The 19014-nt window shown below is 36.3% G+C and carries 19 protein-coding genes and 1 pseudogene; 10 read left to right on the forward strand and 10 right to left on the reverse strand.

The features are described from left to right. Window positions 1–39: 39 nt before the first annotated feature. On the forward strand, window positions 40–1617 hold the full coding sequence (locus ACJ5H0_RS17230) for a DHA2 family efflux MFS transporter permease subunit (protein WP_172277314.1): 1578 nt from the start codon (window positions 40–42) through the stop codon (window positions 1615–1617). Between the two features lie 54 nt (window positions 1618–1671). Here ACJ5H0_RS17230 and ACJ5H0_RS17235 read toward each other — a convergent pair whose 3' ends face one another. From ACJ5H0_RS17235 to ACJ5H0_RS17245, 3 genes are read right to left on the reverse strand one after another with little or no spacing between them, the layout of a single operon-like run. After that, window positions 1672–2682, reverse strand: coding sequence for a TQO small subunit DoxD (locus tag ACJ5H0_RS17235; protein WP_411250854.1), 1011 nt, complete (start codon window positions 2680–2682; stop codon window positions 1672–1674). A 29-nt stretch (window positions 2683–2711) separates the two neighbouring features. Further along, window positions 2712–3116 carry a hypothetical protein gene (locus ACJ5H0_RS17240; protein ID WP_411250857.1) on the reverse strand — a complete coding sequence of 135 codons (405 nt, stop codon included), beginning with the start codon at window positions 3114–3116 and terminating at the stop codon, window positions 2712–2714. Between the two features lie 39 nt (window positions 3117–3155). Next, complete coding sequence (locus ACJ5H0_RS17245; RefSeq protein ID WP_411250860.1) at window positions 3156–4070, reverse strand: alpha/beta hydrolase; 915 nt, start codon at window positions 4068–4070, stop codon at window positions 3156–3158. A 189-nt stretch (window positions 4071–4259) separates the two neighbouring features. Between ACJ5H0_RS17245 and ACJ5H0_RS17250 the strand changes: the two genes are divergently transcribed. From ACJ5H0_RS17250 to ACJ5H0_RS17265, 4 genes and pseudogenes are all read left to right on the forward strand, one after another. After that, complete coding sequence (locus ACJ5H0_RS17250) at window positions 4260–5096, forward strand: SDR family oxidoreductase (RefSeq protein WP_411250863.1); 837 nt, start codon at window positions 4260–4262, stop codon at window positions 5094–5096. 285 nt (window positions 5097–5381) lie between these two features. Next, a complete protein-coding gene (locus tag ACJ5H0_RS17255) occupies window positions 5382–6302 on the forward strand; it encodes a helix-turn-helix domain-containing protein (protein WP_172277329.1) in 921 nt (306 codons plus the stop codon). After that, complete coding sequence (locus ACJ5H0_RS17260) at window positions 6302–6622, forward strand: nucleoside triphosphate pyrophosphohydrolase family protein (protein ID WP_411250866.1); 321 nt, start codon at window positions 6302–6304, stop codon at window positions 6620–6622. The genes ACJ5H0_RS17255 and ACJ5H0_RS17260 overlap by 1 nt, the downstream gene beginning before the upstream one ends. Continuing rightward, a pseudogene (locus ACJ5H0_RS17265) lies at window positions 6619–7170 on the forward strand (DNA-3-methyladenine glycosylase I). The gene ACJ5H0_RS17260 and the pseudogene ACJ5H0_RS17265 overlap by 4 nt, the downstream one beginning before the upstream one ends. Before the next feature lie 91 nt (window positions 7171–7261). On the opposite strand, the gene ACJ5H0_RS17270 reads toward ACJ5H0_RS17265, so the two are convergent. Next, window positions 7262–7636 carry a winged helix-turn-helix transcriptional regulator gene (locus ACJ5H0_RS17270; RefSeq protein ID WP_172277338.1) on the reverse strand — a complete coding sequence of 125 codons (375 nt, stop codon included), beginning with the start codon at window positions 7634–7636 and terminating at the stop codon, window positions 7262–7264. Between the two features lie 92 nt (window positions 7637–7728). Between ACJ5H0_RS17270 and ACJ5H0_RS17275 the strand changes: the two genes are divergently transcribed. Beyond that, window positions 7729–8259, forward strand: a complete 531-nt coding sequence (locus ACJ5H0_RS17275) for an NAD(P)H-dependent oxidoreductase (protein WP_411250869.1) — start codon at window positions 7729–7731, stop codon at window positions 8257–8259. A gap of 157 nt (window positions 8260–8416) precedes the next feature. Here ACJ5H0_RS17275 and ACJ5H0_RS17280 read toward each other — a convergent pair whose 3' ends face one another. Both ACJ5H0_RS17280 and ACJ5H0_RS17285 read right to left on the reverse strand, forming a co-directional pair. Next, the gene (locus ACJ5H0_RS17280; protein WP_411250872.1) at window positions 8417–10003 is read right to left on the reverse strand and encodes a patatin-like phospholipase family protein; all 1587 of its coding nucleotides are present in this window, start codon (window positions 10001–10003) and stop codon (window positions 8417–8419) included. Window positions 10004–10283: 280 nt separating this feature from the next. Next, a complete protein-coding gene (locus ACJ5H0_RS17285; protein WP_345989729.1) occupies window positions 10284–11183 on the reverse strand; it encodes a magnesium transporter CorA family protein in 900 nt (299 codons plus the stop codon). A gap of 72 nt (window positions 11184–11255) precedes the next feature. On the opposite strand from ACJ5H0_RS17285, the gene ACJ5H0_RS17290 reads away from it, so the two are divergent. Continuing rightward, the gene (locus tag ACJ5H0_RS17290) at window positions 11256–12278 is read left to right on the forward strand and encodes a 3-oxoacyl-ACP synthase III family protein (RefSeq protein ID WP_411250875.1); all 1023 of its coding nucleotides are present in this window, start codon (window positions 11256–11258) and stop codon (window positions 12276–12278) included. A 70-nt stretch (window positions 12279–12348) separates the two neighbouring features. On the opposite strand, the gene ACJ5H0_RS17295 is transcribed toward ACJ5H0_RS17290, so the two are convergent. Further along, window positions 12349–13509, reverse strand: a complete 1161-nt coding sequence (locus ACJ5H0_RS17295; protein ID WP_411250878.1) for a thioredoxin family protein — start codon at window positions 13507–13509, stop codon at window positions 12349–12351. A gap of 170 nt (window positions 13510–13679) precedes the next feature. Then, window positions 13680–13892 carry a hypothetical protein gene (locus tag ACJ5H0_RS17300; RefSeq protein WP_411250881.1) on the reverse strand — a complete coding sequence of 71 codons (213 nt, stop codon included), beginning with the start codon at window positions 13890–13892 and terminating at the stop codon, window positions 13680–13682. Between the two features lie 152 nt (window positions 13893–14044). Between ACJ5H0_RS17300 and ACJ5H0_RS17305 the strand changes: the two genes are divergently transcribed. Beyond that, window positions 14045–14857, forward strand: coding sequence for a helix-turn-helix domain-containing protein (locus tag ACJ5H0_RS17305; protein WP_411250884.1), 813 nt, complete (start codon window positions 14045–14047; stop codon window positions 14855–14857). 211 nt (window positions 14858–15068) lie between these two features. Here ACJ5H0_RS17305 and ACJ5H0_RS17310 read toward each other — a convergent pair whose 3' ends face one another. Together ACJ5H0_RS17310 and ACJ5H0_RS17315 are read right to left on the reverse strand one after the other, a co-directional pair. After that, window positions 15069–15287 carry a cytochrome C551 gene (locus tag ACJ5H0_RS17310; protein WP_172277366.1) on the reverse strand — a complete coding sequence of 73 codons (219 nt, stop codon included), beginning with the start codon at window positions 15285–15287 and terminating at the stop codon, window positions 15069–15071. 244 nt (window positions 15288–15531) lie between these two features. Next, window positions 15532–17310, reverse strand: coding sequence for an AMP-dependent synthetase/ligase (locus ACJ5H0_RS17315; RefSeq protein WP_411250887.1), 1779 nt, complete (start codon window positions 17308–17310; stop codon window positions 15532–15534). A 145-nt stretch (window positions 17311–17455) separates the two neighbouring features. On the opposite strand from ACJ5H0_RS17315, the gene ACJ5H0_RS17320 reads away from it, so the two are divergent. After that, window positions 17456–18595: an acyl-CoA dehydrogenase gene (locus tag ACJ5H0_RS17320; RefSeq protein ID WP_172277372.1), complete on the forward strand. Its 1140-nt coding sequence runs from the start codon at window positions 17456–17458 to the stop codon at window positions 18593–18595. Between the two features lie 24 nt (window positions 18596–18619). Next, window positions 18620–18985: a hypothetical protein gene (locus tag ACJ5H0_RS17325; protein WP_172277375.1), complete on the forward strand. Its 366-nt coding sequence runs from the start codon at window positions 18620–18622 to the stop codon at window positions 18983–18985. Window positions 18986–19014 lie beyond the last annotated feature (29 nt).

Raw genomic sequence — 19014 nt, forward strand, 5'->3', positions numbered from 1 at the left:
TTTCACATTCATACAATTGTACATCACACAAAATTAACTATGCAAGATTCATTAGTAGAATATGGAGCCCGGAGAGTGATCATTACGATCACAGCTATTCTTTGTGCTCTGCTTGAAATTGTGGATTCCACGATTGTAAACGTTGCCCTCAATGAAATGAAAGGTAACCTGGGATCTACACTTTCTGAAGTGGGTTGGGTAATTACGGCTTATGCTATAGGTAACGTAATTATCGTACCAATGACGAGCTGGCTGTCACAGCAGTTCGGACGTCGGAATTATTTTGCAGCCTCTATTATCATCTTTACCATATTTTCATTTTTATGTGGAAATGCAACCAATATCTGGGAACTCGTATTCTTCAGATTATGCCAGGGTATTGGTGGAGGCGCATTATTGGTAACCTCACAGACCATTATCACAGAATCATATCCTGTTGAAAAAAGAAGTATGGCTCAGGCGATTTATGGTTTAGGGGTAATCATTGGTCCAACTTTGGGACCACCGTTAGGAGGATATATTGTAGATAACTTTAGCTGGCCTTATATTTTCTATATCAATATTCCAATTGGTATTGCAGCAACTCTGATGACTTTACAATTTGTAAAAAGTCCCAAATATGCCGAGAAGAGAAAAGCTTCTGATGTCGACTGGCTTGGAATTGCCCTGTTAGCCGTTACTGTGGGTTCTTTACAGTTTATCCTGGAAAGAGGTCATGAAGAAGACTGGTTTGCAAGCGGAATGATCGTTACCTTTACCGTAACCGCCGTATTAGGATTTATATTGTTTCTATGGAGGGAGCTTACCTTTAAATTTCCTATTGTTGAATTAAGGGTTCTGAAGAACAGTAATTTAAGGATCGGAACGGCGATGTCTTTTGTATTAGGATTTGGGCTGTATGGGTCTACATTTATTGTCCCTTTATACACTCAAAGTATCTTAGGCTGGACTGCCCTGCAATCGGGTGCATTGATGATCCCTGCAGCATTAACTACTGCCTTCATGATGCCTATCATCGGGAGATTGCTTTCTAAAGGAGCAAAGCAGCAGATTCTGGTTTCCTTAGGATTATTCATTTTCTTTGTTTACAGTTTCTGGGGATATAAGATCCTTACACCAGACACCAGTAAAGAAGCCTTTTTCTGGATGTTGATTGTAAGAGGGGCCGGATTAGGACTTTTGTTCATACCGATTACTTCCTTGTCGCTAAGTACATTGAAAGGTCAGGAAATTGGGCAGGGTGCAGCTTTTACGGGGATGATGAGACAGTTGGGTGGTTCTTTTGGTATTGCTGCCATTACAACCTTTATTGCCAATGCAAGTCAGAAGTACAGGGTGAATCTTATTACCCATCTCGATAGTGATAGTTTTGAGGTTCAGCAGCGTTTAGCAACACTGAAAGCAAGTTTTATCTCCAAAGGAATGACTCCTGATGCTGCATTGAATGCGGCCTATAAAATGCTTGATCTTTCAGTAACAAAACAGGCAACGGTACTGTCTTATATGGATGTTTTCCTTTATTTAGGGGTAGCCTTCCTGATTTGTATACCATTTATCCTCTTCGTGAAAGAGCGAAAAAGTAAAGAAAAAATAGATTTGAGTGAAGCCATGCACTAAATTTAAATTAAAAATACCTCCGGAATCCGGAGGTATTTTTTTATGCTGAAAAGTTTAAAGATCAGCAATCCATTCAGCTCCGCTGATGTCAATCAGCTTTACGCGATGGATCATATTTCTTTTGTCTGAGATATCTTCAATATTGAATTTGAGATCTGCCTTGGCTCCAAGCGGAATGATCAGACTGTGTTTCCCTGGCTTTACCCTGGCTACATAATGATTCTGAATATTTTCCGATTGCAGTTCCGAAAGTTCTTTCTGGGTCAATGCTTTTAAAATTATCCCGTCTTTATCTAAAATATGAATACCGATCAGAAATGAACCGTAGACGTCAGCACCCTCGGTTCTGTATACCTCAAAATGAATGGTATTACGGTTAAGGGAAAGATTTGAAATCTCAACTTTGGGTTGAACTGATTTATTATGCAAAGTTCCCCAGACTCCTCCATGAAAATATTGATTGGTAAAGAGGGTAAGTCCCATAATAAAAACAGAACCTGTAAGCACAAAATATCTGGGATTCCGGATAGGGAGATGACCTGAGGCGAGCCATGGGAACCATTTTTTAGAAGTGAAACTGATCTTCTTCTTTAAAAAGTAGTCATCCAGGGAAAAAGGACCACTGCCTGTAAGAAATAATGTGAACCCTCCCGCAATTCCCAGAACACCGATTTGCCATTCGTCCAGACATGTTGTTCCCAGCCAGCCTGATCCCAGAAGAATTCCTAAAGCCAGTCCAAAAATTCCAATGCTCATGAGACGGGTAAACAATCCAAAAATGACCGCTAGTCCTACAATCGCTTCTATGATGGTAAAAACTACCATAGAGGTGTGCAATGCATCGGGATGAGTAACAAGGTATTCTATAGCTGGTTTGATCCCCAAAGCATTGGGCAGGAAATGATTGAATTTTTCGCCGATATATCCTTTTACTTCGGGATCCAGTTTATTTTCCAGAACCAGACGCCGCCAAAAAGCTGAAAAGTAAGTCCATCCGATGACCATACGGATAGATAATGTATATAAACCAGCATGATCTTTAAGCTGGCAAGTTGTATTTTTCATTGAATGTATATTTTACTGAATAATTAAAATTAAAAATGACCGGAGGTAATCTCCTGTGCTATATCCAATTTTAATTGTTGAAATAAAATATACCTCGGTGGGCTATTTCCTGAAGTTGTTCCGGAATAGGTATTGAAAATTAGTTTACCCTCTTTTAAAGGACGTAAGCAGATATGCAAATAGAAGAAAAAGCCTTTTACCGATTTGGATTGTATTGATGAAATAAGTGTTTTCTGTGATGAGTTCGTAATCAAACTATCACAGCTGAAAGTGGGATTTGAAGTAACTCTTACCTTATTTAAAGGGCTAATATATTGGATATCGAAAATACCTAACAGGTCCCTTTTTACAGAACAGGGAGATAATGAAAACATCAAAACAAGAATGATAATGATTGTTTTGTAGGTTCTCGTATGTATTTTGTAGTCCTGCATGATTTGCAAAACTAAGTTTTTATAATGGAATGAAAGAATTTAGTGCAGATGCTCAACCATAAATTTTAAAAACTCATCCTGCTGGTCTACAAATAAATAGTGAGAGCAGTTGTCAATAAGATCGAAGTTCTCTTTTCCTACTATTGTTTGAAGATCATTGATCTGTTTTTCAGAAAATATAGCATCATTCTTTCCATAGACCGCAAAGATAGGGACATCCTTCTTTTTTATATTTTTTAAAACACTGATATTATTAAGATTATTCCTGCTTTCATTTTTATAGAATTTCATAGGTGAATCAGGGTTTCTGTAATTCTGTTTATAAAAATCACCTGCTTCGTATTCATTTCTGAGCTGCCGGCTTTTGGGTGTTGGATTGGGCATGGAAAAGAAATTCATATCACCCGCAATATTATAGCAGCTTTTTCTGTACTCTGCGGAGTTTTTCGGTAAACCTTCAATGTCTGTAATCTGCTTTAATTTTGATGGATCATTCTTAAATTTTTCCCTGGCTTCTTTCAGAATATGATCATAGGTTTCCTGTTGCGAAAACAAAGCACCTGCAAGCGTTAATGAGCTTACTTTTTGAGGATATTGATTCGTAAATAAAGTCGCTATGATCCCTCCAAAACTATGTCCCAGAATATTTGCTTTATTCAGACCATACAGTTTGTAAATATTGAGCAAATCATCAAAACTTTCTTTAAAAGTCATTGTTGCCTGGTCATCTTTCGATCGTCCTTCACCACGTCTGTCGTAAACAATTACATAAAACCCTTTATTAGCCAATGCCTCAGCTGTAGTTCCTTCAAATAATGTAGCATTTCCGCTGGGTCCGCCATGAATAAAAATAACGGGTGGATTTTCCTTGTTTCCGTAATCCCTGGAGTAAATTGTCTGTGCATTCAATGAGCATACAAATAAGAGGAAAAGAAGTGAAATAATCTGTTTCATAGAAGTCGGATATAAATATAAGAAGATGGGTAAAGATAAAATAATTAATAATAAAGAAGTATTACATTGTTCTGTCATTTAATTTATGATAAAAAATTCTGTAATTCGTCAAAATAGCTACAACGATACTCAATATGGCTACTTTTAATTTTTAATTTCTAAAGACCTTTGTATCATAAAATCAGAACAATGCAAAAAACAATTTTTATCACAGGAGCTTCATCTGGATTAGGGAAAGCAACAGCTCAGCTATTTCAAAGCCAGGGATGGAATGTCATTGCGACCATGAGAAACCCCGAAAATGAAACTGAACTCACAGCATTAGAAAATGTTTCCGTTATCGGACTGGACGTTACCAATAAAGAACAGCTGGAATCAACGATTGCAAAGGTTCTTTCCGAAACGGAGATTCATGTGGTTGTGAATAATGCCGGATATGGTTTGGTAGGCCCTTTAGAAGCCTTTACAGATGAACAGATTAAAAAACAGATTGAAACCAATCTCATGGGAGTAATCCGGATTACAAAGACTTTTACTCCTTACTTCAGAGAAAGAAAAGAAGGGGTATTGATTAATATCACATCCAGTTTCGGTTTAATGGGTTTTCCTACATGCTCTATTTATAGTGCGACAAAATTTGCAGTAGACGGTTTCTCAGAAAGTATGGGTTACGAGCTGGCTCAATTCGGGGTTCAGGTTAAAGTAGTGGCTCCTGGAGGAATACAAACGGATTTTGCTGGCCGTTCATTAGATGGAGCCCAGCATAGCGCGTATCGCCAATTGACAGAAAAAGTACAGGAAGGCTACAGTCCGGATCAGGTATCCAATTACTCAAAACCGGAAGATATTGCCCACGTTATTTATGAAGCGGCAACTGATGGTAAAGATCAGCTGAGGTATGTTGCCGGCAAAGATGCTAATGCCCTTTACAATGACCGGAATTCCATCGGAGTGGAAAATCATGTTCAGAAAATAAAATCCGGCTTTTTGTTTGGGGAAGAGAAGAAATTAGAGGTTAGAACTTAGATGTTAGATATTAGATGTTAGATGTTAGATGTTAGATGTTGCGGGCTTTACTAATGAATTGCAATTAAATAAGTTAGAGTAAATAGCTGTAATGTTAAATATTCAAAATCTTTATTTTCACAACCTATAATTTACTACCTTCAACTATCAACTATCAACTATCAACTATCAACTATCAACTATCAACTATCAACTATCAACTATCAATTCATCAATTCATCAATTCATCAAATTTCACATTCCTACTGACTAACAGTTGTCACAAACCCACCTTATCTTTGTACTATGAAAACGAATCAGTCACCCGTTCATTTCCGATCTCTGTCAGCTTTACATGAAGCGATGGGACTTTCTGCACCCAAACATCCTCTTATCACAATCATCAATTATGATGAAACGTGCTTCGATCCGAAAACCTTTGAACAGGGGACAAAATCGGATTTTTATAAAATCTCATTTAAAACCAATTTCAACGGTAAAATCCGTTATGGCCAGGGATATTATGACTTTGAGGAAGGAGGCCTTTCTTTTGTATCTCCGGGGCAGGTTCTTATTATGGAACAGGAGGAAAGGAATTATAGTGGCATGTCCCTGCATATTCATCCGGATTTTATAAGACCATATTCTTTAATGAAAAAAATTAAAAATTACGGTTTCTTTTCTTACGCAACTTCGGAAGCATTGTATCTTTCCGAAAATGAAAAGAAAGCAATTCTCGATGTTTTTGAAAGCATTAAGAATGAATTAAATGAAAGGATAGATCAGTTTAGCCAGGATGTTATTATTTCGCAGATTGAGTTGCTGCTTACCTACAGCAATCGCTTTTATAATCGTCAGTTCATTACACGGAAGGCGGTAAATAATGACCTTCTTTCAAGGATGGAGGCTTTACTTGATGATTATTTTGATCGGGAAAAAGGCATAAAAGGACTGCCAACAGTAGAATATATTGCATCACAGCTGAATCTTACACCAAGATACCTGAGTGATATGCTCAGACACCATACAGGGCAGAACGCACAGCAACATATTCACGAAAAGCTTATTGAAAAGGCTAAAGAATATTTGTCCGAAGCTCAATTGTCAGTTTCCGAAACAGCTTATCAATTGGGGTTCGAACATCCGCAGTCATTCAGTAAACTGTTCAAAAATAAGACAAGACAGACACCTAATCAATACAGACAATCCCTTCAAAAATCAGAATAATGGATCAGAATAATTTAGATAAGATCATAGAAAGGGCTCTTGACATCAGAGAGAAATACCACCGTCTTGAAAAGCAGCAGAACGGTAGTGAATGGACCCTGGAACAGGATGCACTTGCCTACCTTACCGATGCCGGCATTGTCGGACGGGATATTATGTCACATGAGAAAACATGGATTAAAAAAGATGCCTCTGCAGAATTGGAACATAAACTAGCGGAAAATATCTGGTGGTTGATTATCTTAGCAGATCGGACAGGTATTGATATCAAAAATGCTTTAGAGAAGTTTTTAACCAAAACAGAAAATATATTTAAATGAGTTATTGTTCAGCCATAGAAAAGATGCAGCCTGAAAGCAGAAAGGCATTACACCAAAAATATCATGACTATCATTATGGATTCCCTATTCATGATGATAATGAATTATTTGGACGCTTGGTAATGGAAATTAATCAGGCAGGATTAAGCTGGGAAACCATTCTGAAAAAAGAAGAAAGTTTCAGAAATGCCTATGATCAGTTTAATATTCAGAAAGTAGCCGCATATAGTGAAAAAGATCGTGAAAGGTTATTAAATGATAGCGGCATCATTAGAAATAAACTTAAGGTGAACGCTGCCATTGAAAATGCCAAAACAATCATTGAGCTGCAAAAAGAATTCGGATCATTGAAAAATGGCTGGAACATCATCATCCCAAAACTTTACAGGAATGGATGAAGCTCTTTAAAAAAAACATTTAAATTCACAGGTGGAGAAATCGTTAATGAATTCCTTATGAGTATTGGTTATCTGGGGGGCGCTCATACAGAAAACTGCTCTGTATACAAAACCATTCTGAAACATAATCCCATGTGGCAAAAAGGTTAAATCAGGAAGCCTGTAAAATCAATATTTTATTTTCGGATAATAACAGAAAACTCTACGAATACCCCTCTTTAGTATAGGCAGAAACTTCGTGTCAATTTAGTCTATCCGAATTTACAATTTCCTTATGCTCCGTTCCCCATTGCTCAAGTTCTTTAATGATAGGCTTTAGCTTATAACCTATTGCTGTAAGTTCATACTCAACACGGGGCGGAACTTCCGCAAAAACGGTTCTTGTAATGATCTTATTTTCTTCCAGCTTCCTGAGTTGTAAGGTAAGCATACGTTCTGTAATATTGGGTAAAAGTTTCCTTAATTCCCCAAATCTCAGTTTCCCGTTAATCAGCCAGCTGCATATAGCCAGTGACCATTGTCCACCGATAATGTTGGAAGCATAAACCTCAGAACATTCATCGGATAACAGTTTTTTATTCTCAAAATTTGTTGATGTTTCCTTTATTTTGCTCATTACTTACTTTTTTTATAGTACCATACATTAGGTTGCTAATGTACGAAATGTAAGTGGATAGGATTATTTTTGTAACTATAAATTGCATTAAAATGAAAACATTGGTAATTGTTACCCATCCTGTAATGAAAGATTCGATGATCAATAAAAGATGGGTGGAAGAGCTCTCTCAGTATCCTGAAAAATATTCCGTTCATGATCTGTATAAGGAATATCCTGATGGTATAATTGATGTTAAGAGAGAACAGGAATTGATTGAAAGTTATGATAAAATAGTTTTTCAGTTTCCCTTTTATTGGTTCAGCAGTCCGCCGCTATTAAAAAAGTGGTTTGATGAAGTTTTAGCTTATGGATGGGCATACGGAAGCAAAAGCGGATTTAAAGTAGGAGGGAAGAAGATTGCTTTGGCTATTACAGCCGGGGTGGAAGAAAAAGATTATTCTGCTTCCGGTAAATATAAATATACAATGAAAGAATTGACCAGACCTTTTGAACTCACTTTTGAATATATAAAAGCAGATTATAAAGATCTTTTTACCTATTACAACTTGGAAATTAATACTTCACAGGAATGGATAGAGAAAAGTGTCCCGGAATATCTGAAGTTTATTGATAAATTATAATAAAAAAGCTGGATCATTTAAATGATTGATGATCCGGCTTTTTCCAACTAGGTTTAAATTTTATTATTTTTTAGAATTTCTTTTATCGTAATTCCATTGTAAAAATCATAGACAAACGGATTCATAAGTATTTTATTTTATAGATATTAGAAATTCTTTAACCCACCGTCTTCGTATCTTCTTCCTTCAGTATTTTTTTCTCCTTCATCGATATCATCATTCTTTCCTTTTTGTATTTTTTCCAGTCGAATCCATTGAGGAAATCCAGTGCGGCTGAAAAACCCGCATTGAAAAGTTGTTCCTTTTCTTCCCTTTTCATAAAGAAATTAAGCCAGCTGCTGGTTCCACAATCTACGGTTTGTATGCTATACAAACGATAAAAAGTATGTTTGGTAAGGAATGATTTATCATTAAAGCCTTTCAGGGTTTCAATGATATTTCCTGCATATGAAAAAGGGGTTTTTAAGATCTGTTCGCTGGTTTTCCCCTTATCGTCATTCCCTTCGGACTTACTCGTAAGCTGTACACCAAACAGAGGCATTCTCGGATAGAATACAACATTGGCATGAAAAAGATCAATAGGGAAATTGGAAATGCTTCCCCCATCTATGAAAACACCCACAGGATAGATATCTTGCGGTTTTGTATTCATCCAGAACCTCCATGCGTATTTTATAGAATCATCATCTTTATTAATCCTCTTTTGAAAAGGTTCAAAAAAGAACGGAACAGACATGGAAGCACGCACAAATTCAGCCGGACTGCTGTGTTTGAGTTCTTCTTCTGACCAGTATAAATTGGCCATCGTAGGCAGTTCCACCTTTATTTTAGCGTTAATATCTGTTGTAACGACAACGTATTCTGATCTTAACTGATAGAAGGGGTTATTTTTATAATGATCATTGCTGACGGCACTGTCATAAAATATTTTATACTGCGTTTCGTCTATATGTTCCAGATTAGCATTTTTTATTTCTTCTATACTTCTTAGTGCTATGGTGTAGTATTCCTGATTATTGCCGTAACGGTAGTTAAGATTGAGTGCACCCTCCCTGGCAGAAAATTTCTGATTAAGGTCAGCGACCGTTTTCACACCGAAACTATCCAGGGCATCTTTCATGGTATTTAAAAATGTGTTTCCGGGATTAATACCGCTGTTTTGTTTACGGAAATCATTATAAAACTTTTTCAGGCAGAAAAATATCAGAATCAAAGGAATAATGGGAATAAGGAAAATAAGCTTTGCCCTCCATACTGTTTCAGAGGATACCGCAAATGGGGTAATCACAAGGATGAGTAAAATAATAATGGCAATAATCGTATTTATCTTCAGGAAGTTTTTGTTATTAAGCATTGCATGGATAGTGGTCCTTACGTAAGGTTTACCATCCATAAAATCTGCAAAATTCCAGTTGAATAAAATTTCTTTGATTACTTCACTTTTAGCTTCTTCTTTTGTTTTATAAGCCGCAATTAACATTGTATTGATAGCCCCGGCACTTGTACCTGCCACTTTCAGAAAACGGACACCGAATATTTCAAGACCATAGAGATAACCTACCAGTGCACTTCCCCAAACACCACCGCCTTCCTGTACAAATTCGACATACTGACGGCCTTCAGCATCCAGTAGATCCGAGAACTCTTTGGTGGAAATATTTTCATGCAGAGCCATAAGTTTGTCCTTAGACTCTTTTGAAAGAACATTATCACCGAGAATTTTATTAAGAAGATCCGGTTTCATGGTGGTTTGGTGTTTTTAGATTTAAAATAAAAAACTGCAGCTTTTGTATAGTCGCTTTAAAGCTCAGTGGTTTTATTGGAGATAAAAATACCAAAAGATATCCAAATTTCACCCCATTTTCAGAGTTAAATACTCAATAAGCATCTGTGCTAAACTGAGTGACCTGTGGGATTAAAAAAAAACTTAGCTCTTAAAAAAAAATTGCAAATTTTATAATCTGTACTAGGTAAGCAAATCTAATCTTTCTCTTAAAAGATTCTATATTTTGACGGTCAATCAATCACCACTGTTTTCTCCTCGCATAAATAAAAGTAACAATGACAATTAAAGCCATTAATCCCAAAGTGAAATAATAACCATGCTTATGATGCAGTTCCGGCATATTATCAAAGTTCATTCCGTAGACTCCCGCTATAAAAGTAATCGGTAAGAAGTAAACAGAATAAATTGCCAATACCTTCATCACCTGGTTGGCTTTTTGATCCGATAGTGCCAGGAACATAGAAATAAGGTTGGTGATCTGGATATTCAGGTGATCAAAATCGGCAACAACGTCTTTGTGCTTATCCTTCAGGTCTACAAATTCCGAATCCCGGAGATTTAAAAGCTTAAATTTATCAACAGCGTCTGTAGAAATAATAAGGACCCTTGAATTTAAACCTGATTTTCTTTTTAATTTATAAAGCCTTCGGATCTGGGTCGTATGATTGGTATTCTTTAAGAAAATTTCATTTTCTATATTATCCATGGTTTCCAGTAAGCTGATTGACTCATCATCAAAGCTTTTCATGATCAATAGGGCGATCATCAGGGCGATATTTTCCGGTGATGAATCTGTGGTGCTGGAAGAAAGTTGTTTTTTTGTTTCGGTGATGCTTCTGGTTTTCATCCTGTGAACTGTAATGATCGTATTTTCCAGAAGAAAAATTCCAATCTTGGTGCTGATATCACTTATCGTATTCAGATTTTTCCTTTCCAGTTCTGTACTTTCCCGCAACAGGAAGAACTTTACGTTCCCATCCTCTTCATATTTCGGAAGGTGATTAGGATCAAGGGTGTCTTCCAGAAGGAGATTATTAATCTCATATCTTTCATGAAGAAACTGTAAATCTTCTGGGGTTGGAGCTTCTACATCCACCCATTCGCAGTGGGAATCTCTGTATATCGTATCGATTGGCATAAAGTAAAAATACTAATATTTTGAAATACTATGGATCAAATAAGTTTATCTTTGCCAAAATTAAAAAACTATATGATTAAAAGTACAATAAAGGGAATCGGATTTTATGTTCCGGATAATGTTGTAACGAATGATGATTTAGCTAAATTAATGACTACGAATGATGAATGGATCACGGAGAGGACAGGCATCAAAGAAAGAAGACACAGGAAAAACAGGAACGATTCACAGGAGACGACAGCCTACCTGGCATTCAAAGCGTCTGAAAAAGCCCTTGAAAAAGCAGGATTAACCGCTAAGGATATCGATTATATTGTTTTTGCCACGCTTTCTCCCGATTATTATTTTCCAGGATGTGGGGTATTGCTTCAGGATATGCTGGGATGCGATACCATCGGAGCATTGGATGTAAGGAATCAATGTTCAGGATTTGTTTACGCGATGAGTGTAGCTAATGCTTTTATTAAAACCGGAGCCTATAAAAATATTTTAGTCGTAGGCGCTGAGGTACATTCCTTTGGTTTGGATTTTTCTGATGAGGGAAGAGGAGTTTCCGTAATTTTCGGGGATGGGGCAGGAGCTGTTATTCTTTCTGCAACTGAAGACGAAAATGCGGGAGATATTTTATCCTTTAATATGCATTCTGAAGGTAAATATGCAGACGAATTATGTACCCAGTTTCCGGGTTCAAAATACGGCTGGAGTGATCGCATGAGAAAGGAGCCTGAAAATGTTACCAATAAAGAAGTATATCCTATTATGAATGGAAACTTCGTCTTCAAACATGCGGTAACAAGATTTCCTGAAACGATGGTGGAAGCATTAAATAAAGCAGGAAAAACAGTTGAAGATCTCGATATGTTTATTCCCCATCAGGCGAATCTGAGAATTGCCCAATTTGTACAGCAGAAGTTCGGATTACCGGATGAAAAAATCTACAACAATATCCAGAAATATGGGAATACAACGGCAGCTTCTATTCCGATTGCTTTAAGCGAAGCGATTGAAGAAGGTAAAATCAAAAGAGGAGACCTGGTGCTTCTTTCCGCTTTCGGAAGTGGATTTACCTGGGGAAGTGTATTGTTTGAATATTAATATCTTGATCGGATATAAATAAATAAGAACCGCAGTTACACTGCGGTTCTTATTTATATATAGAAGTTGTTTAAAGGCTCTTCAATAATTTTTCAGTATCTGAAGCGTCTTCACCGCTACTCTTAGCCAGTGCTACAGACTTTTCAGCCCAGATTTTAGCATTCTTTTTATCCCCAACCTTATTGTAAAGGTTCGCTAAGGTATCTGTATTTGCATAGCTTTCACTTTTCTTTACCGATTCCTGAGCCCAAAGGATTGCTTTTTCAAGAGATGATTTTGTGGTTACATTTTCAAAAAAGTTCCATGCAATAGAATTCAGTTCTTCAGAAGAGGCAGCCGAATAATCTTTATATAAATCTAAAGTTAATGCCTCATAAGTAGCAATGTCCTTATTTTTTAATGCTCTGCTGGATTTTGCTCTTTTAAAGATTTTTTCAGATTCTTCTTTGCTTAGAAACTTCTGGGTTTCGGCTAAAAAGTAACTGTCATTCCATGTTTTGGTGTCGGCATTATAAGACTTTTTAACGATGGTATTCATCTTAATATTCTTATCAACCATATCGTATTTTTCACCAGGAAGGACCTTCACAATGTCCGCTTTTTTATCTTTAAAAATTTTGTACAAAGGACTTTCTGTACTTTGAATTCCGGCAAGTAATATCTGAACATCTTCCTGATTCAGACTGACTTTTCCCTGGAAATAACGATCCAGGACTTTACCCGCAAATTCCGAGTCATTATAAATGGTAAGTCCGGCAAGATTCTTTAAGAATTCAGGATCTTTTTCTCCGTTTTCGAATTTTTGCTTTAATGCAGTCAGTCTTTTATTCGGGTCTTCCGCATCTTTAGCAAACTGAACGAAATCATTTTCTTCTACGTATCCTAACGTTCTGTGTACTTCTTCACCGTTTGCATTAATGAACAAGTAGGTAGGGAAAGCTTTTACATTATATTTTTTGGCAAGGTCAATTCCTTCCCCTTTTTCCATGTCAATTTTGGCATTGATAAAATGAGAATTATAGTAATCTCCCACATTTTTCAATGGGAAAATGTTTTTTGCCATCAGTTTGCATGGTCCACACCATGATGCATAGGCATCGATAAAGATCAGCTTGTTTTCTTTTTTTGCTTTAGCAACAACGCTTGCGAAGCTGGTATCCTCAAATTTGATACCTTGTGCAAAAGCAAATACACCCACGAAGATTGAAGAGAGTATCGTTAACTTTTTCATAAATACTTTTTTATTGATTGCAAATGTAATAAATATGTCAATGCATAAGTCGTACTACAGTGAAAATTGTTACGATATTATCTATTTTAATGATAAATTTTTAATACCAGTTGATTGGGGCTCTTCTTCTATGTAAAAATAAATCCGCAGAATTTCTGCGGATTATTTTATTATTTTGTTTTTGTAGAATCTGTTTTTGCTTTTAAACTGTCCGATGGGCTGGTTTGAGCCGTGTCAGAGTTGGCAACTGCAGAATCTCCCATTGTATTTCTCATGGCATTTTTATCATGCTCATCTTTAAATTCTTCCCGCTTTTCTTTATTCTGGGCGCAGCTGCTCATAATAAATAACCCTAAAACTGTTCCGATCCATAATTTTTTCATAGTAATTTCTTTTAATGTTTGTTGATCAAATATAGAAAAATATTAGTATTAATAGTATATAAGCTAATATTCATTATAAAAATACGAGATAATGTAATTTTTCAGTTATTTTTGAGACCGATTGTATATCAAAGCATTATAAAGAAAAAGACATGGAACTGCAATTGATGAAACCTAAGAATCCCACGCTGGCTAATTTTCTGGAAGGTTATTATTTCCTGAATAAAAGCCGGTATTCAGAGGATATAGAGTATCTCACTTTTCCTAATAACTACAGTATTGTATCAATATCCCGGAATGTAGAGTTGCAGTTTGAAAATAATGAGATACGGGTCATTGAAAAAAATAACGGCGGATTTTCATCAGACTTGATATGCCATTATAAAAGGCCTATAAAAGTATTAATACAAGGCTGCTTAAATGAAATAACCTTTTACTTTAAGCCATTGGGATTAAATGCTTTTTTAGAACGGCCATTGAAAGAATATAACAAGGACTTTTCCAAAATGTTTTTCCCTTATGATGATTTTGAAGCCTCAATGATTCCGATTTTAGAAGAACAGGATCCTGAAAAAAGAGTAGAAATGATTGAAGATTTTTGGATGTCCAGGTATATAGGTTTCAATCATGCATTCCTTAATGAATTGGTGGGTGATGTACTGATGGACCTGGATAAGTCTATAGAAGCTCATGCCTGCGAATATAAAACAACAAGGCAGACGATTAATAAGCTTTTCGATCTTTATTTATGTAAAAGTCCGTCCGATTTCAGGAAAATTCAACGGTTCAGAGAAACTCTCCTGGAGCATGTCGGGAAGAAAACTCTTACCGAACTAAGCTATGATCACTTGTTTTATGATCAATCCCACCTGATAAAAGATTTTAAAGCGCTCACAGGTTTTACCCCAAGAAAATTTTTTGACAAGGTATATTCCGAAGGAAAAGTAAAATGGTTGTTTCTTTAGCCAGGTTTACAATTTTACAATTTTTCATAGAGAGGAATTTGTACTTTTGAAAGCAATACCACTAATCACGAAAACTAAAATTATTATTGCAGTGTTTCCTGTTTAAGGTTCAGGGGCTGTTCAATATGTACACCAAAATCAAAATCTGTACTCCATAAAAAAATCCGTAGCGTTTCAGCTGCGGATTTTCCATATTTAGGTTAAAAATTTATTATCGGGTTGCGGGAGCTTTTACCGTATCCATTTTCATTTTGATACTATCAGGAGGTAATGTCTTTGTTTTGACTGTATCAGTAGTAGAAGGGGCTGTTTTCACAGTTTTATCTACTGCTGTAGAATCTGTAGTTCCTGATGACATTTGGGCCTCCTTGGTTCCGCAACTCACTGCAAATATCCCTAAACCCAGGGTTAGCAATATCAACTTTTTCATAATATTCTGTTTTGGTGTATAACAGACAGTTCAATAATTGTTCCTAACGGGGTGGTCGTATTATTAAAAAACAATAAAAAAATGAAAATTATGTTAATTAAAACTTTATTGCGTTTATTTGAATAATAAAATTTAAGAATTGTATTTAAAATATTTATAATGATGAAATTTTATGTGACTTTATAAGGATGAACAAGAAATATATAAAACATAAAAAACCGCCCTTGTAAGGGCGGTTACTATTTTATTCATGATGCTCATACATTTTATTGTATAAATTAATAAACTTTTCTTTGACCGCTTTTCTCTTGAGTTTAAGAGTAGGCGTTAAAAGACCTCCTTCAATACTCCATACTTCAGGAGTCAATTCAATCTTTTTAATTTTTTCCCAGTTTCCGAGATGTTCATTAATGCCATCAATTTCTTTTTCTATTCTTTCTTTTAATTCAGGGCTTTTTGCAATTTCCTGAGGAGTAGAGCCTACATTCAGATTATTTCTCATAGCCCAGCTTTTGGCAAATTCAAAGTCTGGCTGAATAAGTGCACATGGCATTTTCTCGCCGTCACCGACTACCATAATCTGTTCTATGAATTTAGAAGCTTTTGCCAGGTTTTCTATAATCTGTGGTGCAATATATTTACCTCCGGATGTTTTGAACATTTCTTTCTTACGATCGGTGATTTGTAGAAAGCCGTCAGCATCAATATTTCCAATATCTCCGGTTTTAAAATATCCGTCTTCAGTAAAAACTTCTTTTGTCATTTCTTCATTTTTAAAATAACCTTTAAAAACAGAAGGACCTTTTACTGTTATTTCACCGTCTTCCTGGATTTTTACATGTAAATTATCCAATGGAAGTCCTACGGTTCCGATTTTCATCTTATCAAAACTATTTACGGAGATCACGGGCGATGTTTCCGTTAATCCATATCCTTCCAGAATAGGAATCCCGGCATTCTGAAACATCAGGTTTAATCTTGTGGAAAGTGCTGCAGAACCTGAAACCAAAGTGATGATGTCACCTCCCAGACCTTCTCTCCATTTTGAAAATACAAGTTTATCAGCAATAAGTTCCAAAAGACCGGAAGGCTTTGAAACTTCTTTCTTTTTTGAGATCAGGTTCAGGGCCCAGAAAAAGATTTTTGATTTTAATCCTCCTGCTGAAGATCCGGTGTTGTAAATCTTATCATATACTTTTTCTACCAATCGCGGAACAACACTCATATAATGAGGTTTTACCTCCTTTACATTTTCTCCCATTTTATCAATGCTTTCAGCGAAATAAACGGAGAACCCATTGTATTGGAACAGGTAGAAAAGCATTCTTTCAAAAATATGACAGATCGGCAAAAAGCTTAACACTCTTGTTTCTTTATAGTCAAGGCTTCTTTTCTTGGGAATCCTTGGAACAGAACCCAGAACATTGGAAACGATATTATGGTGGGTAAGCATTACTCCTTTAGGCCTTCCTGTAGTTCCTGAAGTATAAATAATGGTGGCCAGGTCTTCAGAATTAATGGCATTCGAAAGATCTTCCACTTCAATTTGTGTAGAATCATCTTCACCCAGATCCAAAATTTCACGCCAGTTTGGAGCACCACTGATCATATCAAATGTGAAAACCCCTTGTAAAGAAGGAATGTTATGTTTCACCTTCATTACTTTAGCAAGCAATTCTTTATCAGAAACAAAGCAATATTGTATTTCGGCATTATTAAAGATGAATTCGTAATCTTCATGGGATATGCTTGGATATACAGGGACTGAAACAACACCGATCTGGGAGAGTCCCAAATCCATCACCGCCCATTCCGTACGGGTATTGGTGGTAATGAGTGCAATCTTATCTCCGGGTTTTATTCCAAGCTTTAAAAGTCCCCTGGATATTTTGTTTCCCTGATTGATAAATTCCTGTGTAGATGTTTTTTTCCATTCACCCTGATACTTTGTAACGAACATGTCCGTTTTAGGAAATTTCTCCAAAGCATAGTGAGGTATATCGAATAATCTTTTGATCGTCATAATTTTTTATGTAATTTTTAAGGAAATCTAAATATAAGCATTTTTGTGAAAATAGCATAAACCTCACTGGAATTTTCCAATAGTAATTATTTTTTCAGATTTGCTTAAAAAGTGTAAATTTACGACCATCTAATTATTAATTTTTATGGACTTTAATTTATCCGAAGAACAGCTGATGATACAGCAGGCAGCAAGAGATTTTGCACAAAACGAACTATTACCAGGGGTTATTGAAAGAGATCGCGATCAGAAATTCCCGACTGAGCAGGTAAAGAAGATGGGTGAAATGGGGCTTTTAGGGATGATGGTAGATCCGAAGTACGGTGGAGCAGGAATGGATAGTGTTTCTTACGTTTTGGCAATGGAGGAGATCGCAAAAGTAGATGCATCTGCAGCGGTTGTAATGTCTGTAAACAATTCATTAGTTTGTGCAGGTTTGGAAAAATTTGCTTCTGAGGAACAAAAACAAAAATATCTTACCCCTTTGGCAAGTGGACAGGTAATTGGTGCATTTGCTTTATCTGAGCCTGAAGCAGGATCTGATGCGACATCACAAAAGACCACTGCAGAGGATAAGGGAGATTATTACCTTTTGAACGGAATCAAGAACTGGATTACCAACGGAGGTACGGCTACTTATTACATCGTTATTGCACAAACTGACCCTGAGAAAAAGCATAAGGGAATCAATGCGTTTATCGTGGAAAGAGGATGGGAAGGTTTTGAAATTGGACCGAAAGAAGATAAATTGGGAATCAGAGGAAGTGATACACACTCTTTGATCTTTAATAACGTAAAAGTACCAAAAGAGAACAGAATCGGAGAAGATGGATTTGGATTCAATTTTGCTATGGCTGTACTAAATGGAGGAAGAATCGGGATTGCTTCTCAGGCTTTGGGAATTGCTTCCGGAGCTTATGAGCTGGCTTTGAAATATGCTAAAACGAGAAAAGCGTTTAAAACTGAAATTATCAACCACCAGGCTATTGCCTTCAAATTAGCAGACATGGCTACGCAAATTACAGCTGCCAGAATGCTTTGCTTTAAGGCTGCAACTGAAAAAGATGCAGGAAAAGATATCTCTGAAAGTGGAGCGATGGCAAAGTTATATGCTTCCCAGGTAGCAATGGATACTTCTATTGAAGCAGTACAGATCCATGGTGGCTATGGATATGTGAAAGAATATCACGTGGAAAGATTTATGCGTGATGCTAAGATCACCCAGATCTATGAAGGAACTTCTGAAATCCAGAAAATTGTGATTTCAAGAAGTATTTCAAAATAAAAAAACAAACAAACACAACTATTTATGAAAAAAACTTGGTGGATTACTCTCGGAGTCATTGTACTTCTTTTAGGAGTATTTGTATGGTATAAATACTTCTTCGTTTTCGGAGAAGGAGTAAAATCAGGTTATCTGAATTACGCGATTAAGAAAGGATATGTTTTTAAGACGTATGAAGGTAAATTGATTCAGGAAGGCTTCGGCCGGGGAAAAACAGGAAGTATAACAAGCTACGAGTTTGAGTTTTCTGTAAACGATCCTGAAGTTTTTAAACAACTTGAAACCAACAGTGGTAAAAGCTTTGATCTTCATTATAAAGAATATAAAGGAGCCTTACCATGGAGAGGAAATACCAGGTATGTTGTAGATAAAGTAGTGAATATGAAATAATGAAAGGCTCTCGATCGAGAGCCTTTCAT

Origin of the sequence: Chryseobacterium proteolyticum (assembly GCF_046591535.1) — a bacterium.
Taxonomy (GTDB): domain Bacteria; phylum Bacteroidota; class Bacteroidia; order Flavobacteriales; family Weeksellaceae; genus Chryseobacterium; species Chryseobacterium proteolyticum.

Coding starts and splice junctions, on each gene's coding strand:
- ACJ5H0_RS17230 (WP_172277314.1), top strand. CDS start 40: ATGCAAGATTCATTAGTAGAATATGGAGCCCGGAGAGTGATCATTACG.
- ACJ5H0_RS17235 (WP_411250854.1), bottom strand. CDS start 2,682: ATGAAAAATACAACTTGCCAGCTTAAAGATCATGCTGGTTTATATACA.
- ACJ5H0_RS17240 (WP_411250857.1), bottom strand. CDS start 3,116: ATGCAGGACTACAAAATACATACGAGAACCTACAAAACAATCATTATC.
- ACJ5H0_RS17245 (WP_411250860.1), bottom strand. CDS start 4,070: ATGAAACAGATTATTTCACTTCTTTTCCTCTTATTTGTATGCTCATTG.
- ACJ5H0_RS17250 (WP_411250863.1), top strand. CDS start 4,260: ATGCAAAAAACAATTTTTATCACAGGAGCTTCATCTGGATTAGGGAAA.
- ACJ5H0_RS17255 (WP_172277329.1), top strand. CDS start 5,382: ATGAAAACGAATCAGTCACCCGTTCATTTCCGATCTCTGTCAGCTTTA.
- ACJ5H0_RS17260 (WP_411250866.1), top strand. CDS start 6,302: ATGGATCAGAATAATTTAGATAAGATCATAGAAAGGGCTCTTGACATC.
- ACJ5H0_RS17270 (WP_172277338.1), bottom strand. CDS start 7,636: ATGAGCAAAATAAAGGAAACATCAACAAATTTTGAGAATAAAAAACTG.
- ACJ5H0_RS17275 (WP_411250869.1), top strand. CDS start 7,729: ATGAAAACATTGGTAATTGTTACCCATCCTGTAATGAAAGATTCGATG.
- ACJ5H0_RS17280 (WP_411250872.1), bottom strand. CDS start 10,003: ATGAAACCGGATCTTCTTAATAAAATTCTCGGTGATAATGTTCTTTCA.
- ACJ5H0_RS17285 (WP_345989729.1), bottom strand. CDS start 11,183: ATGCCAATCGATACGATATACAGAGATTCCCACTGCGAATGGGTGGAT.
- ACJ5H0_RS17290 (WP_411250875.1), top strand. CDS start 11,256: ATGATTAAAAGTACAATAAAGGGAATCGGATTTTATGTTCCGGATAAT.
- ACJ5H0_RS17295 (WP_411250878.1), bottom strand. CDS start 13,509: ATGAAAAAGTTAACGATACTCTCTTCAATCTTCGTGGGTGTATTTGCT.
- ACJ5H0_RS17300 (WP_411250881.1), bottom strand. CDS start 13,892: ATGAAAAAATTATGGATCGGAACAGTTTTAGGGTTATTTATTATGAGC.
- ACJ5H0_RS17305 (WP_411250884.1), top strand. CDS start 14,045: ATGGAACTGCAATTGATGAAACCTAAGAATCCCACGCTGGCTAATTTT.
- ACJ5H0_RS17310 (WP_172277366.1), bottom strand. CDS start 15,287: ATGAAAAAGTTGATATTGCTAACCCTGGGTTTAGGGATATTTGCAGTG.
- ACJ5H0_RS17315 (WP_411250887.1), bottom strand. CDS start 17,310: ATGACGATCAAAAGATTATTCGATATACCTCACTATGCTTTGGAGAAA.
- ACJ5H0_RS17320 (WP_172277372.1), top strand. CDS start 17,456: ATGGACTTTAATTTATCCGAAGAACAGCTGATGATACAGCAGGCAGCA.
- ACJ5H0_RS17325 (WP_172277375.1), top strand. CDS start 18,620: ATGAAAAAAACTTGGTGGATTACTCTCGGAGTCATTGTACTTCTTTTA.